The 22,037-nt window shown below is 49.3% G+C and carries 15 protein-coding genes; 1 reads left to right on the forward strand and 14 read right to left on the reverse strand.

The window, feature by feature from the left end:
- Positions 1-50: 50 nt before the first annotated feature.
- The 5 genes from ACLTOH_RS14425 to ACLTOH_RS14445 all read right to left on the reverse strand — a co-directional run bounded on the left by ACLTOH_RS14425 (position 51) and on the right by ACLTOH_RS14445 (position 7,157).
- Positions 51-3,848 carry a phosphoribosylformylglycinamidine synthase gene (locus ACLTOH_RS14425; protein ID WP_337415220.1) on the reverse strand — a complete coding sequence of 1,266 codons (3,798 nt, stop codon included), beginning with the start codon at positions 3,846-3,848 and terminating at the stop codon, positions 51-53.
- A 260-nt stretch (positions 3,849-4,108) separates the two neighbouring features.
- On the reverse strand, positions 4,109-5,044 hold the full coding sequence (locus tag ACLTOH_RS14430) for a M14 family metallopeptidase (protein ID WP_022312286.1): 936 nt from the start codon (positions 5,042-5,044) through the stop codon (positions 4,109-4,111).
- A gap of 7 nt (positions 5,045-5,051) precedes the next feature.
- A complete protein-coding gene (locus ACLTOH_RS14435) occupies positions 5,052-5,981 on the reverse strand; it encodes a M14 family metallopeptidase (protein WP_022312285.1) in 930 nt (309 codons plus the stop codon).
- Between the two features lie 94 nt (positions 5,982-6,075).
- Entirely contained in the window at positions 6,076-6,660 is a 585-nt protein-coding gene (locus ACLTOH_RS14440) for a TetR/AcrR family transcriptional regulator (protein WP_022312284.1), read from the reverse strand.
- Between the two features lie 23 nt (positions 6,661-6,683).
- Complete coding sequence (locus ACLTOH_RS14445; RefSeq protein WP_022312283.1) at positions 6,684-7,157, reverse strand: hypothetical protein; 474 nt, start codon at positions 7,155-7,157, stop codon at positions 6,684-6,686.
- A gap of 186 nt (positions 7,158-7,343) precedes the next feature.
- Between ACLTOH_RS14445 and ACLTOH_RS14450 the strand changes: the two genes are divergently transcribed.
- Positions 7,344-9,629 (forward strand): cyclic nucleotide-binding domain-containing protein, encoded by a 2,286-nt coding sequence (locus ACLTOH_RS14450; RefSeq protein WP_227733010.1) that lies wholly within the window; start codon positions 7,344-7,346, stop codon positions 9,627-9,629.
- 82 nt (positions 9,630-9,711) lie between these two features.
- Here ACLTOH_RS14450 and ACLTOH_RS14455 read toward each other — a convergent pair whose 3' ends face one another.
- From ACLTOH_RS14455 to ACLTOH_RS14495, 9 genes are all read right to left on the reverse strand, one after another.
- Positions 9,712-10,143, reverse strand: a complete 432-nt coding sequence (locus tag ACLTOH_RS14455) for a flavodoxin (RefSeq protein ID WP_227733011.1) — start codon at positions 10,141-10,143, stop codon at positions 9,712-9,714.
- Positions 10,144-10,182: 39 nt separating this feature from the next.
- Positions 10,183-10,785, reverse strand: coding sequence for a DUF3793 family protein (locus tag ACLTOH_RS14460; protein WP_118539939.1), 603 nt, complete (start codon positions 10,783-10,785; stop codon positions 10,183-10,185).
- A 153-nt stretch (positions 10,786-10,938) separates the two neighbouring features.
- Positions 10,939-12,276, reverse strand: a complete 1,338-nt coding sequence (locus ACLTOH_RS14465) for a sensor domain-containing diguanylate cyclase (RefSeq protein WP_337536737.1) — start codon at positions 12,274-12,276, stop codon at positions 10,939-10,941.
- A gap of 43 nt (positions 12,277-12,319) precedes the next feature.
- Positions 12,320-13,159, reverse strand: coding sequence for a glycerophosphodiester phosphodiesterase (locus ACLTOH_RS14470; protein WP_412123633.1), 840 nt, complete (start codon positions 13,157-13,159; stop codon positions 12,320-12,322).
- Between the two features lie 362 nt (positions 13,160-13,521).
- Positions 13,522-16,209 carry a cation-translocating P-type ATPase gene (locus ACLTOH_RS14475; protein ID WP_412224301.1) on the reverse strand — a complete coding sequence of 896 codons (2,688 nt, stop codon included), beginning with the start codon at positions 16,207-16,209 and terminating at the stop codon, positions 13,522-13,524.
- Positions 16,210-16,283: 74 nt separating this feature from the next.
- The gene (locus ACLTOH_RS14480) at positions 16,284-18,311 is read right to left on the reverse strand and encodes a methyl-accepting chemotaxis protein (RefSeq protein WP_412224302.1); all 2,028 of its coding nucleotides are present in this window, start codon (positions 18,309-18,311) and stop codon (positions 16,284-16,286) included.
- Between the two features lie 283 nt (positions 18,312-18,594).
- Positions 18,595-19,161 (reverse strand): CAP domain-containing protein, encoded by a 567-nt coding sequence (locus tag ACLTOH_RS14485; protein ID WP_337770186.1) that lies wholly within the window; start codon positions 19,159-19,161, stop codon positions 18,595-18,597.
- 52 nt (positions 19,162-19,213) lie between these two features.
- Positions 19,214-21,349: an LPXTG cell wall anchor domain-containing protein gene (locus ACLTOH_RS14490; protein ID WP_412123636.1), complete on the reverse strand. Its 2,136-nt coding sequence runs from the start codon at positions 21,347-21,349 to the stop codon at positions 19,214-19,216.
- 167 nt (positions 21,350-21,516) lie between these two features.
- Positions 21,517-22,037: LPXTG cell wall anchor domain-containing protein (locus tag ACLTOH_RS14495; RefSeq protein ID WP_412224303.1), on the reverse strand; the 521-nt coding region annotated here is incomplete at its 5' end.

Here is a 22,037-nt window from a genome sequence, read left to right on the forward strand (position 1 = left end):
ATGCTCCGGGAGTTCGTGGATTTTGCCAATGTATTTCACTAACTCTCAATTTACTTAAAGTACTGTACCCCGGATTCAAAGATCTTCATATCCTGCTCGCCATAGATGTTCATGGCCACAGCGGTATCTCTTCTCTCGGAGTGTGCCATCTTACCGAGGCATCTGCCATCGGGGGATGTGATACCCTCGATCGCACAGTAGGAACCGTTGACATTGTATTCCTCATCCATGGATACATTACCGTTCTGATCAGCGTACTGAGTAGCGACCTGTCCGTTAGCAAAGAGCTTGTCGATCCACTCTTTCGGTGCTACGAAACGGCCCTCTCCGTGGGATGCGGGATTGCAGTAGGTAGCACCCAGTGTAGCGCCCTGTAACCAGGGAGACTTGTTGGATACGACTTTGGTGTATACCATCTTGGAGATATGACGGTTGATGGTATTGAAGGTCAGGGTAGGTGAATCCTCCTTCTGACCGGTGATTTCGCCGTAAGGAACCAGTCCCAGCTTGATCAGAGCCTGAAATCCGTTACAGATACCCAGTGCCAGTCCGTCTCTCTCATTTAACAGCTTCATGACCGCTTCCTTCAGCTTCTCATTCTGGAATGCTGTTGCAAAAAACTTCGCGCTGCCGTCAGGCTCATCACCTGCGGAAAAGCCGCCGGGGAACATGATGATCTGTGCCTGTGCAATGGACTTCTCGAATTCCTCTACGGATTCGCGGATATCCTCTGCGGTCATGTTACGGAACACTCTTGTCTCCACATGGGCTCCGGCACGTTCAAATGCCTTGGTGCTGTCGTATTCACAGTTGGTTCCGGGGAATACCGGAATGAATACGGTAGGCTTTGCGATCTTGTGCTTACATACATAAATACTGTCTGCCTTGTAAACATTGCTTGCCACTGCCTCAGTACCCTTCACTGCCTTGGTGGGGAATACCTTCTCCAGCTTGGAAGTCCAGGAAACAAGTGCCTCTTCCATGGTGATCTTCACATCACCATATACGAATACAGGCTCCTCGGTCACGATACCGATCACGGTGTAATCCAGTTCCTTCTCTTCCAGTGCAGCCATCTTGTCTGCGGGGATCTCTGCCAGAATATCGCCCAGTCCGTTGTCAAACAGGTCGTCTGTGGTTACCTCATCGTCGATCTTCACACCCAGCTTGTTACCGAAGGCCATCTTTGCTACAGCTGCTGCCACACCCTTGGAATCCAGAGCATAAGCGGATACGATCGTACCATTTTCGGTCAGTTCGTGGATCTTGCCATATAATTCTGCCACATTCTCATACATCGGAATGTCGAAATCGTCTTTATTAATAGAAAAACGTACCAGCTTATTGCCGGGGGTCTTCAGTTCCGGAGTAATAATATCGCCATATTTTGCCACGTCCACTGCAAAAGATACCAGTGTGGGAGGTACATCAATATCATTGAAAGTACCGGACATACTGTCCTTACCACCGATGGAGGGCAGCCCGAACCCGATCTGTGCATCGTAGGCGCCTAACAGTGCTGCGAAAGGCTGGCTCCATCGCTCAGGATCGCTGGTCATTCTGCGGAAGTACTCCTGGAAGGTAAAGCGGATCTTGCTGAAATCACCGCCGGAAGCCACGATTTTCGCCATGGACTCTGTCACTGCGTAGACAGCTCCGTGGTAAGGACTCCAGGAGGACAGATACGGATCGAAGCCGTAACTCATCATGGTCACGGTATCGGTCTTACCTTCCAGTACAGGCAGTTTGGCTACCATGGTCTGGGTCTCAGTCAGCTGATATTTTCCACCGTAGGGCATCAATACACTGCCGGCACCAATGGAGGAGTCGAACATCTCTACCAGACCCTTCTGGGAACATACATTGAGGTCATTTAACAGTGCCACCCAGGCACCCTTCACATCGCCCTCTTCCAGTTTCTCACCTACAGCGGGAACAGCCCATTTATCAAAATAATTCTCTTCTTCGGAAGGAATATCTACTTTTACTTTGGTCTCCTGATGGGCACCGTTGGTATCCAGGAAAGCTCTCTTCAGATCCACGATGGGCTTGCCTCTCCAGTTCAGTACAAGTCTGGGTTCCTCAGTAACAACTGCTACGGGAACAGCCTCCAGGTTCTCTTCCTTTGCATAGCCCAGAAAAGTATCTACATCCTTAGGATCTACTACCACTGCCATACGCTCCTGAGACTCGGAGATTGCCAGTTCCGTGCCATCCAGTCCGGCATATTTCTTGGGTACCTTGTCCAGATCTACGGTCAGACCGTCTGCCAGCTCACCGATGGCAACGGAGACACCGCCGGCACCAAAGTCGTTACATTTTTTGATCAGACGGCTGACTTCCTCACGACGGAACAGTCTCTGGATCTTACGCTCGGTCGGTGCATTACCCTTCTGTACCTCAGCACCACAGGTCTCGATGGAAGTATCGGTATGTACCTTGGAGGATCCGGTCGCACCGCCGCAGCCGTCACGTCCAGTACGTCCGCCTAACAGGATGATGATATCGCCGGGATCAGAGGTCTCACGGATAACATTCCTGCGGGGAGCTGCGCCCATAACGGCACCGATCTCCATACGCTTTGCCACATAAGAAGGATGATAGATCTCTTTTACAAAGCCGGTAGCCAGACCAATCTGGTTACCATAAGAGGAATAGCCACTGGCTGCGCCTCTTACCAGCTTCTTCTGGGAGAGCTTGCCGTGCAAAGTCTCGGATACAGGAACGGTAGGATCCGCAGCACCGGTGACACGCATTGCCTGATATACATAGCCACGGCCGGACAGGGGATCACGGATGGCACCGCCCAGACAGGTGGCAGCACCACCGAAAGGCTCGATCTCTGTAGGATGGTTGTGGGTCTCGTTTTTGAAAAATACCAGCCACTCCTCGGTCTCTCTATGGTCGCCGTAATCCATCTCCACAGGAACCACTACGGAGCAGGCATTGATCTCATCGGATTCTTCCATGTCATCCAGTTTGCCGTCTTTTTTCAGCTTTCTCATGGCCATCAGTGCCAGATCCATCAGGCAGACGAACTTGTCCTCTCTGCCTTTGAAGATCTCTTCTCTGGTATCCAGATAGCTCTGGTAAGTGGTCTCTAAGGGAGAACGATAATAACCCTCACCGAATTCCACATCGGTCAGCTCGGTGGAAAAAGTGGTGTGACGGCAGTGATCGGACCAATAGGTATCCAGTACACGGATCTCCGTCATAGAAGGATCTCTCTTCTCATCATCATGGAAATATTTCTGGATATGCAGGAAATCTTTGAAGGTCATGGCAAGTCCCAGAGATTCATACAGAGCTTTTAAACTGCTCTCGTCCATATCTCTGAAGCCGTCAAAAACAGCAACATCAGCGGGATCATCATACACCGTGATCAGAGTATCCGGCTTCTCCATGCCGGTCTCTCTGGAATCTACAGGGTTGATACAGTAAGATTTGATCTTGGAAAATTCTTCGTCGGACACCTGTCCTTCGATCATATAAGTCACAGCGGTACGGATCACAGGTTCTTCGTCCTCTTTTAAGAACTTCACACACTGCACTGCGGAATCCGCTCTCTGATCGAACTGTCCGGGAAGGAACTCTACGGAAAATACTTTTGCATCCGCAGGAATCTCGATGGTCTCTTCATACAGATCATCTACGGGAGGCTCGGAAAATACAGTCTTGCAGGCTCTTGCAAACACCTCATCCGAAATATTCTCCACATCATAGCGGATAAACTCACGAACCTTTGCCACATCGATACCCAGATAATTTTTCAGTTCGTCGTGCAGCTCTTTTGCCTTGACGGCATAAGGTTCCTTTTTCTCTACATAGATACGTCTTACGTTGCTCATGTCTCTCCTCCGAAATTTTATACTATGCGACACTATTCAGAACCCCATTCGCAAAACCACATCTTGCGATGCTTACTTTTTGCTCATGTGGTTATCTCACCATATAAATATCATCAGATGCCCTTACAATGCGAGCCTTTGACGTACATATGATTATATTTACATGGTTCTGAATAGTATCATACAACATACTATATTTTCCCACAATAGCAGAAAACAACAAATTTAGATAGATTTTACCTGCCTTTTTGAACGGTTCGTCATTCATGCAGTCTGTGGATCAGCCGGTAAGCGATGTCCTTCTCGCAGATCAGGGCCTCCGTGTGGGCGAAAAATACGATGCCGTCCGTGGGGGCCAGAATCTTCTCCCTCACCGTTCCATCGTAAGGGTCTATAATTTCTGCCATCTCATTTCCATAGCGCACATCGTCTCCCGCATGTACTTTTCCCCGGAAAATTCCCGCCCGGTTCGCAGGTACATCACTCAGATCCTTTTCATATATAACATGACTGATATAGCCGGAATGACTCTCGTACCGGATCAGCCCCATACGTTTCAGGAAACGTAAGACCGCTGCCACCGCCTGTCTTGCACTCACCTCATCGATCTGGGTATTCTGATTCGTGTATACCGAAAAGGCGGCCGTCATCTCATCCTGCCAGTTATAATTCAGTGTCTTGGTATCAATGGGTACCGGCTTGCGCACCACCACATAAGGAAGTCCGAACAGATTCGCCAACGACGTATTCTGATAGCCTGTCTCCATCATACGCACATGGGGCACGAATTCTCCCGGTCTGTAAAAGGACGTAAACTGGATCCCATAAACGTAGTCCCGGATCTCCGTAAGCAACGCATTGGTCAGACGGTCCGCCGGCTCCCCGTAATCATTTCCCGGAAAACTCCGATTGATATCCGCTTCCTTGACACCGAAAAAGCGGCGGCTGATATTCACGGAATAGGCATTGATGGTAGGAATCACCAGAATCTGTTTGCCGGCACTGATACAGCCGTTGTTTTCCAGTTCCCGCAGTGTCTTCACCAGTTGGGAACAGATATACATCTGCTGGATCTCATTGCCTCTGGCTGCGCCAACGATGCAGGCAGACTTCTCGCCCTTGCCGAACTGAAAGCCCTTGATGCGCATATCTTCTCTGTAGGTCGAATGTATGGTATAAATATCTCTCTCAAACATAATCTTTTCACTCCGTCAGGATCCGCGCCAGCAGATCTCCTTCATAGACCACCGGATAAGCTCTCAGGGTAAACAACAGCCCTCCTTTTGCGGTACGGATCTGCTGCTTCACCGTCCCTTCAAATGGATCCACCACTTCCCCGATCAGATCTCCTTTTTTCACATAGTGGTTGTGCTCGATCAGCGGCAGGAACACACCGTCTGACTTGCTGCGGATAAACTCCACCTCACCGTCACTGGATATCGCAGGCTCCTGCACCTTTGGCTCAGGGCCTGTCCAGATCCCCATTTCACTCATGATGTGGAAAATACCGTCCACGATCTGATTACCGAAGGATCTGTGGATGTCATGCCCCTGTCCCATCTCCAGCACCAGTGTGGGAACTCCCAGCAGATTCATGGAATGGGCCAGCGTCGATTCATGCACCGTGGCAGTGGCATTCATCCAGATCATGTCGGCATTGGTCATTTTCGCATAGGGAAGCAGTGCCTCCGCAAAATCTTCACTGAGTCGTACCTGTGGGATCTCACGCACAAAAATATCACTGGCGTGCAGATCGATACAAATATCGGATCCGATCAGGGAATCCACCACAGTTGCCGTGATCCGCTCCATCATATCCCCCGATGCGTCTCCCGGAAACATACGGTTCATATCCATATCCAGTCTCGGCACCGTCCGGCTGGCCATGTCGATTCCCAGCGGATTCAATGCCGGATAGATATCTACGATTCCTTTCAAATACTCCGGATGCTCTTTTACTCTTCGCGCCGTCTCATAACAGATGTACTGTCCCTCCAGTTCATCCCCGTGGATGCCGGACACCAGACTGATTCTGGATAAATTCCGTTCTTCTCCCTCCGGACGGATCCGGTTCCTGCGGATTGCCAGATGTCCTCCCGCCGGAAGTTCCATGCTGATGATCGTTTCTGTCATACTTACCTTTTCCCTCTCTTTATCTCTTTGCAGCTTTTCTACACAGAAAATGCTTCAGGAAACTTTCCCTGAAGCATCATCACCCGTTGTCTTATTAATCTTCTACACCCAATCCGCGCAACAGATACAGGATCTCACGATCCACCGCTTCCGCCGTCACGCCGATGGTCTGGGCCGAAATCTTCAGTCCTTCCAGCACAAACATAATATTTCTCGCAGTTCCCTCACAGTCCTCGCAGATAAACTCTCCGTTATCCACACCTGCCTCGATCAGTTTTTCAATGATCTTCACTGCGGAATCAAACTGCTTTTTTAAAATATTGTCTCTCTTGGGCAGTTCGTTTTCAAAATAGAATTCATAGGTAGCCTGCGTCAGTGTATTCTTCTTGCGCAGAAGCTCTTTCTTCTGCTCCTTTAAAAACAGAAGCAGGATATCCGCTGCGGTAGCATCCTCCGTAATACTGTCGGAAAATACGTCATCCGCCTCCTCACTCTCCATGCGCAGCACTTCCATGAAGATCTGACTGGTATTCTCAAAATATAAATAGAGTCCGCCACGGCTGATGTCGCAGGCCTCTACAATATCCTTCATCGTTACTTTTTTGAAGCCCTTCTCCACAAATACTTCTCTTGCTTTCTCTACGATATATCGCTTTTTCTGTACTGATTTTTCTCCCATGGATCTATCCTGCCTTTCCCCACTCAAAGCTTTCCGTTCGCCGGTGTCTTATCCCAGAATTCAATGATCTCCTGCATCTGTTTCAGTACCAGATAAAAGATCTGCTCCGATACCGCCTCGCTCCACAGATTTCCCTTTGTTCTGCCGCCTAAGACATATTTTGACAGGATTCCTCTGAGGATATCCCATTCCTTCCATCCTGCTTTCTGAATAATATCCCGCTCCTCCTGATGAGTGCGGATCCGGTGTCTTGTGTATACATAGGCATAGTTGCGATCCATCAGGGGACTTTTCGTCGCTTCCCTGACGAAATTCAGGAGAGTCCCGTCATATACCGGAAAAGACACGGAATTCACTCCGATATCCTGTCCGCTGTAGATAGAGCTGGCTCTCTTGCCGGCGCTCTGCTCCAGCCAGGGCAGGTAGGGAAGTAACGGCCTCACTGCCTGCTTATATGATTCCAGCAACTGCTCTCTGTATTCACTGCTCTGTTCCATAACCCCAATATACCTTTCCATGTACCGTTTTCTACCGAAAACATCGCTTTTTTCGTCTGTCAATGTAAAAGTGACACATATGTAGTTTTATTTTATCACATTTCTATCAAAAGTACAGTAGAAAATTGTTGGTATTATGGTGTATAATGTGTATTAAATATTTGTATGATAAGACGAGGTATTGGAATGGCTGGAATCGTATTGGAGAAGGGGAAAACTATATATAGCTATGGGCAGCCCATGACTGCATTGCATCTGATTACCAACGGTAAAGTAGATGTATCATATCCCGGCGGCTCTTATACTCTGGGAAAGGGAGACGTGATCAGTATCTGTGAGATCTGCTCCGAGATCCATCTGCTGGGCTATACCACGTTGGAGGATACAACGATCCTGACGTATCCCCTGACCAGTCTGGATTCCCTGAATGATATTCTACAGAAGCACCCGGACGTAGCACGTCTGTTCTGTCTGTCCTGTTTCCGTCAGATCAATATTCTGCTGAACCGCAGTTCCATTTCGGAATTGAACTGCAGTGAGCTGTATCGTACTCTGACAGATGATATTGCCACCTACAATACACTGTGTAGCCGTTACCGTCTGCAGGCGAGATCCTTGGAACATTTCGATGAGCTGAATGCTTTTCTTGGGGATGATTCACCGGACATCTGGCTGAACGGCTATTACATGGGCTTAAGCAGGATCCTGGCTTCGGACAATTACCGGATCCTGGTACAGGAGTCGGATCTGTCCATTGGTATGCTGCGTAAGGGAAGTCTGGACTTCCGCCGTACTTACCAGAGCCTGGAGGAACAGTTCCACTATCTGCAGCAGGTCGGTTCCTTCTATTTCCGGGAATCCGGCAACGATCTTTTTGATTTTTATACTTCTTTGTTCTATAAACTGGGACAGGATAATGAAGACAGCAAGGCGGTCTACGACCGCATTCACCGTATGCTTTCTAAGGCCGGCGATCTGTCCTTCATCGATCAGGAACTGTTTGCCTCCAGATCCCAGACCTTCCAGAGCAGCCTGAATCTCATGGAATCCAATGATTCCGCTGAGGCAGGTTCTTCCGGAGATTCCGAGATCCTTGGCAAGCTTGCCGGATCGCTGAACACTATTCTGGATTACGCCGGTTCGGATCTGGATACCGTGACCAGCTTCCGTCAGCATGTCCACGCTTACAAGCTGCTGTCCGACCGGGCTTCCCAGGATCAGGATGTCGCTCTTTTACGCAGACAGCTGACCGAAGAATTTTATCTGCTCTACTCCCTCCTGTTCACCCAGACGCTGGAACAGCCGAACATTCCCATGCCGGTCAAAATGTTTCTGTATTTCGGTTATGTGGATGAGGAGCTGGCCGGTCTGAAAAATGCAGTCACCCTGTACCGCATGGCAGAAGCCATGTCGGATCACAGCGATATCGGTGTCTATACCTTTTATGACTGGCTGATGGCCATCTTCCGCGGGAAGAAATCTCCCAGCCGGAACGAATTTGACCAGGATTATTCCGATTATATTCACAAACAAAAGGTCGGTGGCAATATTACGGATGCAGAGCTCAAGGCATTGGAGAACAATCCCATGGCCAAGGTCAATTACGAGCTCCGGAATATGTTCCCTCAGGTCAACAAGATCACCTTCGGACGGATCACTACTTTCTGTCCGCTGTTCTGCGCAGATGATGTGCTGAAGGATCTGGAAAGCTCCTATGTCACCGTTTCCCGTGTCTCCCAGATTCTCGAGGAGATCCGCCGGGTAGATTACACGGCATTCTATAGAGAAAGTCTGGATATGGAGCACATAGATGTCATGGGTAAGGAGACAATTCATCTGGAATATCTGCCGGACATCATCCTGATGCCCAACGTCGGTATCCGCGGTGTCATGTGGCAGGAAATTGAGGGCAAGCGCCGTAACAGCCCCGGTCGTATGGTCTTCTCCATTTTCCATCTGGAGGATCTGAAGACGACTTTCACCCACCTGACCGGTGAATTCCGCTGGGAGCTGTGCAAGAGAGTCCAGGGTAACCGCTGGAACGATGTCTCCATCAGTTCCCTGACCAGTGAATATTTCGATTATATCCAGTTCTACCGCAAGAACCATGATCTGAGTACAGAGGCCAAGGAAAAGGTAAAATCCAGCCTGCAGCGTGCCAAGAACAGTTTCAAGGAAATGTTCGTAAGGGATTATATGATCTGGGTGCTCTTCGAAGGTGCCGGTTCCCCGAGACTGAACAAAGTAGCCCGTCAGATCATGTTCACCTACTGCCCGTTCCCTGAGGATATTTGCAATACACTGGCTCAGAACCCGTTGTATGCCGATCTTCTGGATCGCCGTAAGATCAAGGTAGCCCAAGGCTTACATCATCTGGATGTTCTGACCCGAAAGCTGCAAAACGGTAATATTCCGGTTCCCGAGACCGTGGCACAGGAACGCTATTATTTATGTGGCAGCAAAAAAGCATAGCACATACATATAGCAAAAAGATTCACTCTCCACCCGGGGAATGAATCTTTTTGTTATGTTGTCTTATTTGCTTTCAGATACCTTATGCGTTTGCCAGCTGTTTGCCAAGTTCTCTACACTCTGACAGGCCATCCCCGTCCGGTGTCTCATGGCAGATCAGGCCCTCACCGTTCAACACAGTAGCTCCTGCTGCTTCCATACGGGTGGTCCAGTCTCTCATCCACTCACCGTCTCCCCAGCCATAGGAACCGAACAGTGCGATCTTTTTGCCGGAAGCAAAGCCTTCCACATCACATACAAAAGGCTCCATCTCGGATTCCTCCAGGACTTCCGCTCCCATCGCGGGACAGCCCAGTGCAAACTTGGGAGCAGCCTTTAGTTCGTCAAGGTTGGCGCCGGTCACAAATACTACCTCCGCTTCCTTCCCGGCTTCCCGGATACCCTCTCCGATGGCCTCTGCCATAGCCTGGGTGTTACCACCCTGTGTCCAGAATACTACATAAATCTTATCCATTTATTTTTCCTTCCCTTCCGCACCTTTCCGTGCCTGTTTCTATGCTGCGGTACATCCGCAGATATCTATGATTTCTGTCATCTTTAATCCATAATGCAACAGCTGGATCAAATTTTCCCTGGCATATTCATATTTTTCAAAAAGTCTCTGTTTTCCTTCTTTATCCGCATATACTTTCCAATAACCGGTGCAGAGGCTGTTCTTCCCCTGATGTCTGATAAATCCTTCCACATCCTCCGGGGGATATCCTAACAGCAATCCCAGTTCGTGGGGGAACGGCTTCCCTCTCTCTGTATAGGTTTCATAACGATCGCAAAATACCGGCAAAATATCCTCCAGTCGATCGGATTCGTACCCTGCCTCCCGCAGCAGTTTCTTTACCTGCGGCATTTTCAGATACTTTTCCAGCCGGTCTTCCCGATACAACAGTATTACCATTTTCTCCTCTGTCTCCAACAAGGGATACAGGGAAAGCACACTGCCTTCAACGATCCTTCCCACCTGTGTAAAGCCTTCCGGGGAAATCGTCAGCAGATTGGAAATCTTAAGTCCCGTGATCAGCGGTGCACACTGCAAAGCCAACTGTAGTTCCACATCGTCTGCTTCCATTTCACACAGGATCTCCCACGTTTCCTGACTCAATCAGCGCTTCACCTCCTGCCATCCAAAAGTCATTGAGTTAGTTGTAGCTAACCTATATAAATAATATAGAAAAAAGCAGTTCCCGTCAAGGGAACTGCCTGATAGAAATTCTCAACATATAAACTTTCAAAATAGCTTTGGAGATTTCCATTCTCAGATCTTTCTGCGGTCCAGCCCTGTACTGCGATAGTATTCTGCCTTGTCCTGATACATCCGTCTCTCGGACTCCGTCAGTAAATGATCCTTTCCCACGGCTTCCAGAGTGTTCACCGCTGCTCCTACTGCCATGGAGACATCATGAGCTGCCAGCTCTGTTTTTAATTCCTCCACCTTTTGATAGAATTCCTTTTCAGAAATTCCAGTGCACAGAACCACCAGTTCATCTCCGCCGATACGGAACATTCCATTTCCCTCAAATACACGTTTCAGGCAGTCACAGCACCTGCGGATCAGGCGGTCTCCGGCGGAATGTCCTTCACTGTCATTGATCCGTTTTAATCCTGTAATATCACAGTATACCACGCCGATGGGCTCGGTATGGTCCACCTGCTCAATGTACCTCTCCATAGCATAACGGTTCCCCAATGTCGTCAGCGGATCCGAATAGCTCATCACTTCCAGCTCCCGTACCAGATTTCTCTGCTTCAGGGACGATACGATAAAGTGTCCCATGATCTGCAGCATCTCCGACACAAATTCAAAATATCTGGTCGAAGGATTGTCTACTCCGTAGAAGCCGATTACTTTCCCATCATCATAAAGCGGAACCACCACCAGGGAATGAATATTCTGTCTTACCAGAACTTCATACATCTGCGGATCCACATCTTTCATTTCTTCCAGATTCTCTGTGACAATACTCTGATTCTCATCAAACTTCCGATACCATTCCGCACAGATCTCCGGCGGTAGATCCTGAAGGGTATCCTTTTCCGGTGCGACTCCCTTGGCTACCCATTCGTATGTATTGTGGTCATGATCGTGGTCATCCTTTTCAAAAATATAGGCCCGTTCCGCTTCCAGATTCTTTCCGACGAATTCCAGCAGCACCTGCAATGTCTGATCCATGCTCTCCTGCCGCTGTGCCACACGGATGGCTTCATTCAACGCAGCCTCCATATTACGGTAATCTTCGGATTTGTGCCCTCTCCCATTCAGATTGCCACAATCTATGGCGATTTCCATACGGTATTTTCTCCCGTCATCTTCTACCAGTGTGTCCTTGATATGAAGTTCTCTTCGCAGCAGCGGATTGTAATATTCCCATTCCTTAAAAAAACCCGGCTTTAACTGTTCATTATTACACATGCCACAGGGCAGAGAATTTCCCTGCAATATCTCATAACACTTTAACCCAATGATCTCTTCAAGACTTTGAAATCCATAGCTCTTCAGAGTCTTCTTGTTCATATATATCAATTCATGAGTCTCTGCATCTGCCACATATACATATTCACCCAGATTCTCGAAAAATTCCCATATTTTACTCATATACGCCAACCTGCTTCCGTATTCTTCCCCTCATTATAATTAATCAGTATACACTTGCAAACGCTTTACGGCAAGCCTGTTCTCTCAAAAATGTCTGTAATAATCTCACATCATCCGTGATCACACCGTCCGCCCCACAGTTTACGATCCGAAGCATGACACCGGAAGTATTGGCTGTCCACCCGTATACCGACTTTCCGTAGTAATGAATGGCATCTACCATATCCACTGTAAGATTTCTCCCCTCGATACTATAGCTGTCGGCATAGTCCAGCTCATAATCCTCTTCTTCCAGATCATGGGCAATAAAAACTGTTGAAATCCCCGGTTCCAGCTCCTTCATTTTCTGCAGGATTCCCTTGTTCATGGAACCTATAATACACTCATCCACCATATCATAATCCTGCAGCAGAGTCAGCACGCTTTCCTCCAGTGCATCCTCCTGTCCGGTATATTTCAGTTCGATCATCAGAGTGATCCTGCCTCTGGCACAGGCAAGCATTTCTTCCAGTGTCGGGATCTGTTCTCCCCGGTATGCTGCCGAAAAACCGCTGCCCACTTCCAGGGTTTTGAGAGCATCTGCCTCCGCATCCCATACGCAGATATCCTCTCCTGTGGTCCGTTTAAAATTACTGTCATGCATAACGATCAGGGTTCCGTCCGACAACTGCTGCACATCAATCTCTGCAATAGGCGCGCCATCCCGGATGGCCTGTTCCAGGGCCGCCACCGTGTTCTCCGGAGCTACTTTTGCCCCCGCCCGATGCGCTACCACGATCACAGGAGCGTCTTTACCTGCGGCCTGTACCTGCGGCAATACACCATATGTCAGAAAATAGAGGCAGAGAAGCATAACAATCGCTGTTTTTCTGATAATTTTCATCACATTGCCCTCCCATGAAAGTTATTTGTCAATTTTATTGTAACTATTGACTATAAACTCCATACAAGGAAAATGTTAACTTTTTGTAAATATTCAGAGCCACGTAAATATAACCGGAGGAACGTCGAATGCTTGCATTCGTAAGATCCTCTGGCTATATTTATGTGGCGAAGTAACCACATGAGCAAAAGGAAAGCATCGGAGATGCGATTTTGCGAATGGGGTTCTGAATATTACGACTATTCAGAGCCATGTAGCTTCAGGCAGGGTATTCGGCAGATGCTTGCATACGCAGGAATATCTGCCTGAAGTTATAGGGCGAATTATCGTTCTGAATCGTCGGTAAGCCCGGATAAGCGTACTCACTTCCGTAACATCACTACCAGCTCATGAGCCAGCAGTGGAAATGCTGCCAGTACATTCAATAGCAGCCATTCCTGTCCGGACAGATGGGAGGTTCCGAACGCTCCGATGAGAAACGGTACTTCCGTTACCGCAAACTGCAGCGCAAATCCAATAACACAGGCCAACACCATCAGCGGATTATCCCAGGGTCTCATGGCAAATACGGACTTCTGCATATCCCGCATTCCCACTGCATGATACAGCTGGCACATTCCCAGTACTGTAAAAGCATAGGTCTGGGATCGGGCAAGTATTTTTTCCCGGGACAGTAATTCACGAAGTCCCTCCACCCAGTCAGACAGATTCCAGGACAATTCTCCCCTGCCTGCCAGGATCCCACAGGGCAATACCAGAAATGCCGCCAGACCGATACCGGTGATCAGCGCTCCATAGAGTAAGGTACAGGCCATTCCGCCCCGGGCGAACAGACTCTCCGCTGCTTTTCTTGGAGGACAGCGCATCAGGCTTTTTCCGTCATTTTTATCCACTCCCAGTGCCAACGCCGGAAGGGAATCCGTGATCAGATTGATCCACAGTATATGACTGGATTTTAGAGGGGAAGCCAGCCCCAGAGCCACTGCTGCGAACATGGTCATCAGTTCCCCGAGATTGGAGGACAGTAAAAATATCACCGACTTGCGGATGTTTTCATAGACGCCTCTGCCTTCCTCGATTGCCTTTTCAATCGTTGCAAAATTATCATCCGTCAATATCATGTCCGCCGCCTGTTTAGCCACATCCACGCCGGTTCCCATGGCTACACCGATATCTGCTGCTTTCAGAGAAGGAGCATCGTTCACACCATCCCCTGTCATGGCCACAATCTCCCCATTCTGCTGCAGCCCCTTCACGATCCGTACCTTCTGGGCCGGAGTCACTCTGGCATAAACCCTGATATTCCTGATCCTCCTGGCAAAAGAAGCATCATCCAGATGATTCAGTTCTTCCCCTGTAATACACTGACTGCGATGCCCTGCAATCCCCAGCTGTCTGGCAATGGCATAGGCGGTATCCACATGATCCCCGGTGATCATTACTGTAGATACACCTGCACGGCGGAAAATCTCCACCGCTTCCTCCGCCTCCGGTCTGGCAGGATCACGCATCCCCACGATTCCCAGGAATGTCATACCTTCTTCCCCACACCCGGGAGTGTTTCCGCTCTGTGCTGCCGCCAGTGTCCGAAGCGCCAGGGAATTCATGAGTTCTACAACCTCACTGATCCTTTTTCTCTGTCCGGCTGTCATTGGCACACTTCTTCCGTCCTGTAAAATATGAGTGCAGTGCTGTACGATCACATCCGGTGCCCCCTTCGTATAGGCAATGCTTCCCTTATGCCCTCCGTTTTTCGGGATTCTGTGATAGGTCGTCATCATCTTCCGGTCCGAATCGAAAGGCTTTTCATCATAGCGGGGGTACTGCTTCTCCAGACGTTCTCTATGCATCCCCATCTTCTCTCCGAAGTCTAAGAGCGCCAGTTCCGTTGGATCTCCGATCCGTTGCTCTCCCTGCAGGGAAGCATCGTTGCACAACAGCATTCCCCGGAGCATCTCCTGTACGCATCGGGATTCTCCCCTGCCATTGCTGCCGGCAGCATCCTCCAGCACATCATACCACCAGCATTTTTCCACCGTGAGCCGGTTCTGGGTCAGTGTGCCGGTCTTATCCGAGCAGACCACGCTGACCGCTCCCAGAGTCTCAACGGAAGGCAGTCTGCGGATGATCGTATGTACTTTGACCATTCTGGTCACTGACAATGCCAGACAGATCGTCACCACTGCCGGCAGACCTTCCGGCACCGCAGCCACCGCCAGGGAAATCGCCACCAGCAGCATTTCCGGAATATTTCTGTGTTGAAATACCGCCAGCAGAAACAATGCCGCACATACTCCCAGCGATAAAATACTCAGAAGCTTTCCCATATCCCCCAGACGTTTCTGTAACGGTGTCATTTCCTCTTCCGCATCTGTGATCATGGAGGCGATCCTGCCGATCTCCGTGGCCATGCCCGTAGCTGTCACGATTCCTTCTCCGTGGCCATGGGTCACCACAGTAGACATATATACCATATTGACCCGTTCAGCCAATGGAATCTCGTGTCTGCAGTCTGCCAGAAACAGCGCATCTTTTTCCACAGGTACCGATTCTCCGGTCAGGGCGGATTCCTCTACCTGCAGATTGGAGCTTCTGGTCAGCCGTATATCCGCAGGTACCTGTGCCCCTGCCTCCAGGTCTACCAGATCGCCCGTCACCAGTTCCGCCGCCGGAATCTCCTGACGGATACCTTCCCTGATCACAATGGTCTGTGGACTGGTCAGCTTTTTCAACGCTTCCAGTGCCTTTCGGGCTTTTCCCTCCTGCAGCATGCCCACCAGGGCATTGACCACTACCACAGTGCCGATGATCACGGCATCACTGACTTCCCCCAGGAGAACGGATACCACCGCAGCGATCAATAATATGTAGATCAACGGATCTTTCAACTGCTCCAGAAAAAGCTGTATTTTTGTCTTTTTTCTGGCAGCTTTCATTTCATTTCTGCCATTTTGCTGCAAACGACGAAAGGCCTCACCATCGGTAAGGCCCTTCACTGCGTCACTATTCAATTTACTTACGGTTTCCTGTATATTCTGCTTCTCGAACACGGTAGCCTCCAATGCTTGTTTCTATTAAGCATTGTATGACACAGATCCACAATTCATTCCCACAGATCATTACATTACTTTTCGTTCCTTAACTGGAATGCTGCGGTCAGCTCGTTCATGTTAGTAGCCTGTGCGGACAGCTCTTCACTGGTGGCAGAGGTTTCTTCCGCAGTCGCAGAGTTGTTCTGTACCACTGTGGAGATCTGTTCAATGCCCTGCTCGATCTGCATCATGGCATCTGCCTGCGCCTTGGATTCTTCCATAGCTTTCTTGGACTCGTTGGCCAGATCCTCGATGCCCTCCACGACCTTCTGCAATGCTTCAGCCGTCTTGTCCGTGATCTGATTGCCATGCTCAATCTCCTGCAGGGAGGTCTCGATCAGTTCTCTGGTATGTACCGCAGACTGTGCACTGTCATCTGCCAACTTACGGATCTGATCCGCAACCACTGCAAAGCCTCTTCCGGCTTCTCCGGCTCTGGCTGCTTCAATAGCAGCATTCAGGGACAACAGATTCGTCTGGGATGCGATATCCTCAATCTCACCAATAATATCGCTGATCTGCCTGGAAGTATCGTTGATACGCTGCATGGCATCTGTCAGACCCTTCATTTCCTCTCCGCTGTCCTTCGCCTGCTGCTGGTAATCCATAGCCTTCTGGTAAGAACCTCCCAGTGCCTTGGCATTCTTCTCCACGATCTCGGTTACATTCGTGATGGTAGCCTGCAGTTCCTCTACGGAACCGGCCTGGTCGGTAGCACCTTCCGCAAGTCCCTGGGCAGCATCTGCCATCTGGTTTGCCCCCAGAGATACCTGTCCCACTGCCGTCTTGATCTCATTAAGTGTCTCACTGAGCTTATGGTTCAGCTTACGGATAGATTCCAACAGTCCCTGAAAGTCTCCCACATAGGCTTCTGCGCAACCTGTAGTCAGTGCAAAATTGCCCTGTGACATCTCTCCCAACAGATAATCCGCATCGCCAATCACTTTCTGCAGGTTACCGGATAATGCGGCGGTAGCCTCTGCCAGGATCTGTGTCTCATCCTGTGTCCGGATCACTGGTGCCGGAGTATGCAGATCGCCCTCAGCCAACAGACGTAATCTCTCGGTACACTTTGCCACCGGTTCACCGATCGCCTGACCGATCTTTTTTGCCCTGCGCACACTGAAACATAAAGCTGCAGCACCTATTGCTACACCAATGACAATACATACAACGGTAGAACCAAGGAAATCTGTCAGTGGTGCATTTACTGCCACGCTCCATCCATTGGTTCCTTCTATTGGTGCATAAGCCTGTATTGTGAGGGTTCCGCCTTTCATATAAGTGCCATATCCGGTTGCTCCGGTCATCATCTTCTGCTCTACCTTTGCAATTCCCCGCAAAGATCTGTCCGTCTGAGACAGTTCAATGTTGCTCTTCTGCTCCTGGGCAATCGCAGAATCACAGTGAGCAATGGTGATACCTGTTTCTCCCAACAGATAGCACTCGGAATTCTTACTGACAGAGACTGCCGCAGCAATATCATTTAAGAACTCCGGATCCGGCACAACGAATACCACGCCGACAATATCACCATTCTTATCTCCGTCTGCATATACGGGTGCGGAAATGATAACGCTGAGCTTACCGTCTGTCTTTGCAATCACGGGATCCGATACCACGACCTCTCCCTGCATGGATCTCTTAAAATAATCACGATCACTATAATCGGTTCCGTCATAAGCACAGATACCGTTGGCGCCGATCAGCTTGCCTCTGACCATTCCATAAGCTTCCACACGCTGGTTGATATACTGCTGCTTCTGCTCCTGGGTAAATACCGGAGAAGACAGCTGATAGCTGCATCCGAGTTCGGATACGATCGTTGTTGTCACCCGTAGTTCCTCTTTGATACGGTCTGCAGAGATCTCTGCCACCACCAGCATATCGTCTTCCAGTGTTCTCATGGTACTGGACAGATTCAGGATCACGGTAAGGATGACCAACGGAATAATTGAGAACACTACCAGCCTGCTGATTGCCTTCTGCAGACGTTCCCGGATCGTCGTCATGCCGGGTGTCTGCCCCTTTGTGCCCTTCTGTGATGCTTTTGTACTCATATGTCCTCATTTCTGCGCTGCATTTTTATTATATGCTTTATTTTCCTGTACTCTGTGAAGTGACCACTTGTCCGGCAGCGCCCGGATATCCCATGCATTTCCTTCATTTTGGGGCGGTGATCTTCTGCAGAGATACTCAATTTTATATGTCGATTTTATTTTACCATGATTCAGAAAAATTTTCTATCTTTTGAAGCCCAAAAAGAGAGTTAATATTCCGTTAAGAATATCAACTCTCTCCTGTCATTTATCTCTCTATCCCCTCATGATAAGAAATACCCTGTTAATAGCCGAACTCCTGGGCAAAATACAACTTGCCATTGGTCTCATAGACCGCAATGCTGCAGGTGGTAAAATCGCCTGCCAGGATATTCGCTGCGTGTGTAGGAGAAGCCATCCAGGCATCTACTACACTCTGTGCGGAATCATAGCCCTTCGCCAGATTCTCGCCCCACATCAGTTCACTGTTCACTGTGTACCAGTCCTTACCGTTGGGTCTGGTATGGGAGAACTTGGAAGCTGCTTCGGTTGCTCTTACCATAGCGCAGGACTCCAGACCGTTGCTCCAGTTCAGTGCTGCCAGGCCGTTCTCTGCTCTCTTCGCGTTTACAATATCCAACGCATCGATAGCCATGGCACGAAGTTCATCTGCACGGGCCAGCTCAGCTTCACTCATACCGGCTTTTCTCACAGAACCCGCCAGTGCCACTGCCTCTTCATCGAACCAGACAGTTCCGTCATCCGTGGCAGGATCACGGCTTACAGAGGATAATTCTGTACTCTTGCCGCAGCCTGCAAGGCTCAGCACCATGATGACTGTCAGAACAAGACTCATCCATCTTTTTTTCATTTGTTCTACCTCTTCTTTCCTTGATTGTTTATAGTAAATATATGTTTATTCGTTATGATTGCTTCTTCTTAATAATAAGCCATGCTCCCAGCCCTGTCAAGGAAAGGGCAAAGCCCAGATTCCATGTATTGGAATCATCGCCGGTCCTGGGTCTTCTGGAAGCTCCCAGGACTGCTCTGTCCGCCAATGGTGTAGGATCATCGGTAATGCTTACAACCCGCTGACGTCTTACACCAAGCACCTGAGGTGTTACCGGGGTTGCCGGCTCAGACGGTGTACCGGGAGTATCCGGGGTATCGGAATCATCCGAATCGTCCGGAGTATCCGGGGGTGCGGTCGGAGTAGTGGTCGGCGTCGTGGGTGTGGTATCCGGTGTGCCTGTCGGCGTAGGCTCCGGAGTAGCACTGGGAGTAGGTTCCGGGCTGGTAGTCACGGGCGGAGTAACCTCCGGCTCTCTGGACAATTCAAACTGCATTCCGAAGCCGTATCTGGTCATCTGATAGCCGTTGTTGGCCAACACACCGTTAAGGTTAGTGGTGATCTTCACTTCTCCGTCCTTTAACAGGTCGGATACCAGAGTATCTGCATAGGAACCTTCCTGTCCGTTTTTCAGCATCCGGTCATACAGACCTTCACCGTCAAAAGTATATACATTATGATATGTCGTGTAATATAAAGCATCTGCTACTGCAGAACAGCTCTCCGCTACTGTGGTATCGGCGGTTCCGTTGGTCAGGATTGCCAGTTCCTCTGCCGTAAGTTCTGAAAAGCTGTAGACCTTATTTCCTTCTTCTCTGGAAGTATTGTTGAACCAGTCTAAGTAATACTGTGCCAGGCAGCTCTGCGTAACCTCTTCCGGCTTCATTTCTTCGCTGCCATATCCTTTTTTCAAAAGAGCCTCTCCGACAATCGCATCCGTAACCTTGCCTGCGGTGATTCCGAGATCCCGTAACGGAGCATTTAAAATACGGCGGGGCAATGTACAGAACGCTCCCACTTCACCGATCTCATAACCTTCAAAACCACTGGACAGAACCGTTACTTTCTCTCCTGCCTTAGGCGCCGCCGGGATCGTACCGATCGTGGCCTTTGCAGGATCATACTGATACTCCTTATTGCTCTCATTTACCAGCTTTATGTTGTAGTACAGGGTATCTCCGGGCTCTGCCGCATTTCCTCCTGCCACGGTACCGTTCAGATAACCGATGGCATCGGACAGATTGATTCTTACCTTGTCCGGGGCATTGCTGTGGATCGTAATGGTGATCGTTGCATCATAGGTCACCCTGCCGGTGCCGCTTTCCCAGTGCTGTTCCAGTTCCGGTGATGTAGTAATGGTAATACCTTCGGAAATATAATGGAACACTGCGCCGTTCTCATTCTGTTCAAAAGTTACCGTTCCCGTGGGATATTCATAATAATCTACTGCGGATACCCCGGGAATCCTGTAATCGTATCCGTCATAATTGATCCAGGTCTCTGTGGGTGTGGTCACATACCATACCGTGGCAATGGTGACTCCACTGAAGGACCAACCGGTGGTGAGCAACTGATCCATAAAACTTTCCGTTACATTTTCACCATACAAGACACCGTTGTTGTCATTCACATACTGTTTTACATCCTCAAGGGTTTTTCCGCAGTTTTCATTATAATAGGAAGTGCCTTCGCTGTCTCCACCGTAATAAACATAGTGTAACAAATCTGCGGGCTTGCAGTCAGAATATTTATTTACATCTAATGCTACGAATCCAACGCACTGCCAGTTTGCTCCGTTACTTCCGGTTAACTTTCCTTCGGCATCTACCCCTGTATTATCCACAGAAAGATATTTAAAGGTTTCAGCATCATCCAAAGTCATCTTATGACCTGCAAACAATGAAAAATCTCCGTTTGCCGGCTTGTAATTATTGGGCCATACGTTGGGGCTGGCTTCCTGTCCTCCCAGCCATTTTGCCATGGTGCCTCCGGCAAGGATCACCGTATTGATGGTGGGATAGGTTTTCTTTTTTACAGCAACAACGCTGTCGTTTCCGCTTACACTTGTCATTTCAACAACATCGTTCTGCTCATTCTGCGTTGCTTCTTCCGCCTGTACCGTAAATCCGGTGTTGGAGATGCTGCCGATCATCAGTGCCGCTACCAGAGTTTTTGCCAGTTTGGTCTGTATTACGTTTTTTAACTTCATTTCTGTTTCCCCTCAAAACCAGTATTTCTGCTTTTATTACTTCCTTTTACTCTCCTAATAAGTAAGACTGCGCCAAATGGAAAAAAGGACCAGATTTTGAAAAAGTTTTCAAGATTCTGATCCTTTTATACTTTTACAGCTAAGATCGGCTGTCGTTCCGTTCCTGTTTAATGTTCTTTTCGCTTAAGAACAAGCCATGCTCCCAGACTCGTCAGGGAAAAGGCAAAGCCCAGATTCCAGACATCGGAGTCATCGCTGGTCTGCGGTCGTCTGGATGCTCCGAGGACTGCTCTGTCCGCCAAGGGAACTGTCTCATCCTCGATGGTCACCATTCTGCGGCGTCTTGCACCAAGTACCTGCGGGGTATCCGGGATTCCACCGGCCGGTGTGCCGGGTTCTGCCGGGGTACCGGGATCATCTGGTGTATCATCCGGAGTATCTGGTTCATCCGGGGTGTCAGGTGTTGCGGTTGGTGTTGCTGTTGGTGTAGGTTCCTCGGTTACTGCCGGCGTAGGCGTAGGTTCCTCGGTTACTACCGGTGTCGGCGTAGGCTCCTCGGTTACCACCGGCGTAGGCGTAGGTTCTTCGGTTACTACCGGTGTCGGCGTAGGTTCCTCGGTTACTACCGGTGTCGGCGTAGGTTCTTCGGTTACTACCGGTGTCGGCGTAGGTTCCTCGGTTACTACCG

The organism is Waltera sp., assembly GCF_046969025.1.
In the GTDB taxonomy this organism is placed as follows: domain Bacteria; phylum Bacillota; class Clostridia; order Lachnospirales; family Lachnospiraceae; genus Acetatifactor; species Acetatifactor acetigignens.

Bases quoted from the DNA above. Each gene is read 5' to 3' on its own strand.
- ACLTOH_RS14425 (WP_337415220.1), bottom strand. From the start codon at position 3,848: ATGAGCAACGTAAGACGTATCTATGTAGAGAAAAAGGAACCTTATGCC.
- ACLTOH_RS14430 (WP_022312286.1), bottom strand. From the start codon at position 5,044: ATGTTTGAGAGAGATATTTATACCATACATTCGACCTACAGAGAAGAT.
- ACLTOH_RS14435 (WP_022312285.1), bottom strand. From the start codon at position 5,981: ATGACAGAAACGATCATCAGCATGGAACTTCCGGCGGGAGGACATCTG.
- ACLTOH_RS14440 (WP_022312284.1), bottom strand. From the start codon at position 6,660: ATGGGAGAAAAATCAGTACAGAAAAAGCGATATATCGTAGAGAAAGCA.
- ACLTOH_RS14445 (WP_022312283.1), bottom strand. From the start codon at position 7,157: ATGGAACAGAGCAGTGAATACAGAGAGCAGTTGCTGGAATCATATAAG.
- ACLTOH_RS14450 (WP_227733010.1), top strand. From the start codon at position 7,344: ATGGCTGGAATCGTATTGGAGAAGGGGAAAACTATATATAGCTATGGG.
- ACLTOH_RS14455 (WP_227733011.1), bottom strand. From the start codon at position 10,143: ATGGATAAGATTTATGTAGTATTCTGGACACAGGGTGGTAACACCCAG.
- ACLTOH_RS14465 (WP_337536737.1), bottom strand. From the start codon at position 12,276: ATGAGTAAAATATGGGAATTTTTCGAGAATCTGGGTGAATATGTATAT.
- ACLTOH_RS14470 (WP_412123633.1), bottom strand. From the start codon at position 13,159: ATGAAAATTATCAGAAAAACAGCGATTGTTATGCTTCTCTGCCTCTAT.
- ACLTOH_RS14480 (WP_412224302.1), bottom strand. From the start codon at position 18,311: ATGAGTACAAAAGCATCACAGAAGGGCACAAAGGGGCAGACACCCGGC.
- ACLTOH_RS14485 (WP_337770186.1), bottom strand. From the start codon at position 19,161: ATGAAAAAAAGATGGATGAGTCTTGTTCTGACAGTCATCATGGTGCTG.
- ACLTOH_RS14490 (WP_412123636.1), bottom strand. From the start codon at position 21,349: ATGAAGTTAAAAAACGTAATACAGACCAAACTGGCAAAAACTCTGGTA.